Annotated in this window: 3 protein-coding genes; all 3 read left to right on the plus strand. The window is 40.0% G+C overall.

Translation table 11 applies throughout. The features are described from left to right. The coding region (locus HN459_01130; protein MBT3478045.1) for a VOC family protein at positions 1-352 on the plus strand (352 nt) is incomplete at its 5' end. A 78-nt stretch (positions 353-430) separates the two neighbouring features. Beyond that, the gene (locus tag HN459_01135) at positions 431-1,069 is read left to right on the plus strand and encodes a hypothetical protein (GenBank protein MBT3478046.1); all 639 of its coding nucleotides are present in this window, start codon (positions 431-433) and stop codon (positions 1,067-1,069) included. Positions 1,070-1,120: 51 nt separating this feature from the next. Further along, positions 1,121-1,759, plus strand: coding sequence for an HNH endonuclease (locus HN459_01140; protein MBT3478047.1), 639 nt, complete (start codon positions 1,121-1,123; stop codon positions 1,757-1,759). Positions 1,760-2,016 lie beyond the last annotated feature (257 nt).

Here is a 2,016-nt window from a genome sequence, read left to right on the forward strand (position 1 = left end):
AGCCAGCGACTATGCAGCGAGCAAAGCCTTCTTCCTCAAGGCACTCGAACCGCTCGGTGTATCTGTTTCCTCGGAGGGGCCGCTCGGTGTCGAGCTTTGCTACCCAAACAGCAAGTCTTCGTTATGCATTCGGCTAGAACATGAAGAGAAGCCGACGCATCTGCATCTGGCATTCACCGCCGAGAGTCGCCAGCAAGTCGAAGCTTTCTATCGGGCGGCTCTGCTCGCGGGTGGCAAAGACAATGGTGCGCCGGGTCTTCGCCCGATCTACCACGCAAACTACTATGCAGCATTCGTCATTGGTCCGGATGGGCACAACATCGAAGCCGTTTGCCACAAACCAGAGTCCTAACCCGTCGTTGCACCCGACCTGCTACAGCGGGCTTAACCCTCCTCCGCTGGCGGGTGAACTCCAACGTTAAGATTCAAAATGGTAACTGAACAACTTTATTATGATATAGCAAAAAAATACGGCAAGGTTGCAAGCTGGGCTGTATGGGCAAAGGTTGGAAATAAGCCAAAATCAAATATTTCAGATATGGATATATTTGATGTAAAAAAGACGCCATCAACACTAGAAATTCTTCGTACCGATATTGTAATGGTAGCCCTGAACTTTGCACGTGAAGTTGAAATACACGAACCTTTTTCAAATTTTCACGACTCTAACCCGCACGGGCAAGATTACAAAATTCGTTTTGCCTTTGAATGCACTAATTTTTACGGTGCTTATATGACAGATATAATTAAAGACTTTCCTATGCTGTCATCAAAAGACGTTCTAAAACACATAAAAGACAAACCGCATGAGGTTGCTAAACAAGTGGAAGGTTTTAGAGAAGAGCTAAGATTTATTGGTTCTTATAAGCCAACAATTTTGGCATTTGGAAAGGATACTTTTAATATCCTAAATAAAAACATGGATGAATCAGAGTACTCCAACCTTATTTCTATTACTCATTACAGTCACCAAATTAGCAAAGAAAACTATCGCATTGATAGCCTCAAAAAACTTGGTATATGCAATGATAAAAATCCTAACAAAGCATCCCAGCGGAACAGTCGTTAACGCGCCTGCTCCGCTGAAGGCAACGTTAGAGCACACAGAAAATAAACTAATATGCATGAATCTGGAAATCGCATAAAGCTACCAAATGGGAAAATTTGGGGTGTTGCTGGAGCAGCAGGATGGACTGTAATTAAAACGGTTAAATACGATACTCCACATATTTTGATCCCAATAGATGAAATAAGTGGATTGAACTCTGAGGAAATAGGAAGTGGAGTATTAGCCCTGCTAGAAGAAGCTCGATTTTGTCAGGCACAAGATTATGCCGAGACACTATTAGGTGATCCAGGGTTTGAATATCTTTCAATTAAGGATGAAGAATTACAAAAAGTAATAAACAGTGCCAAAGACTACCTTTATGAATTTCAGGAAAGGGATGATAATATTGTTAAGTGTGTAGCATTAATTGAGCAATACGAAGAAAAACAGAAAAACAAGAAACAACTAAAGGCACATAAAGTAAAACATAGAAAGATTGCCTCAGCCAATTATGAAAGACTCTTTATTAAATTAGGCAGAAAGTTTGGATTCAAATGTTTATCTTGTAGTTCTGGAGACCAACTTGAAGTTGACCACATTAAACCAGTGTCAATAGGTGGCAATACTGAATTTATTAACCTTCAGTTATTGTGCAAATCCTGTAATTTTAAAAAAGGTGTTCAAACCATCGACTACAGACCAAATGAATAAAAGCTCTAACAATGCAAATCAACGCTGACCCCGCTAAAGTCGAATTTACTCCAAGTTCCTTGGTTTCGTTAAAGTTATTCGTGGTTTCAAGTTCCTCGTTTCCGTTCTCGCTGGCGGGTGAACTCCAACGATAGAAATTTGATTAAAAATAATTATCAATTTGAAGGTAGGGAATTTATGTGAACTTTTTCATGTCAAAATTCAAGCTCAAATCTCATGCTAAATGACCTTTTAAGTTGATGTTGTATGTTTAGTTA

The organism is Candidatus Neomarinimicrobiota bacterium, assembly GCA_018647265.1.
Taxonomy (GTDB): Bacteria; Fidelibacterota; Marinisomatia; order Marinisomatales; family TCS55; genus TCS55.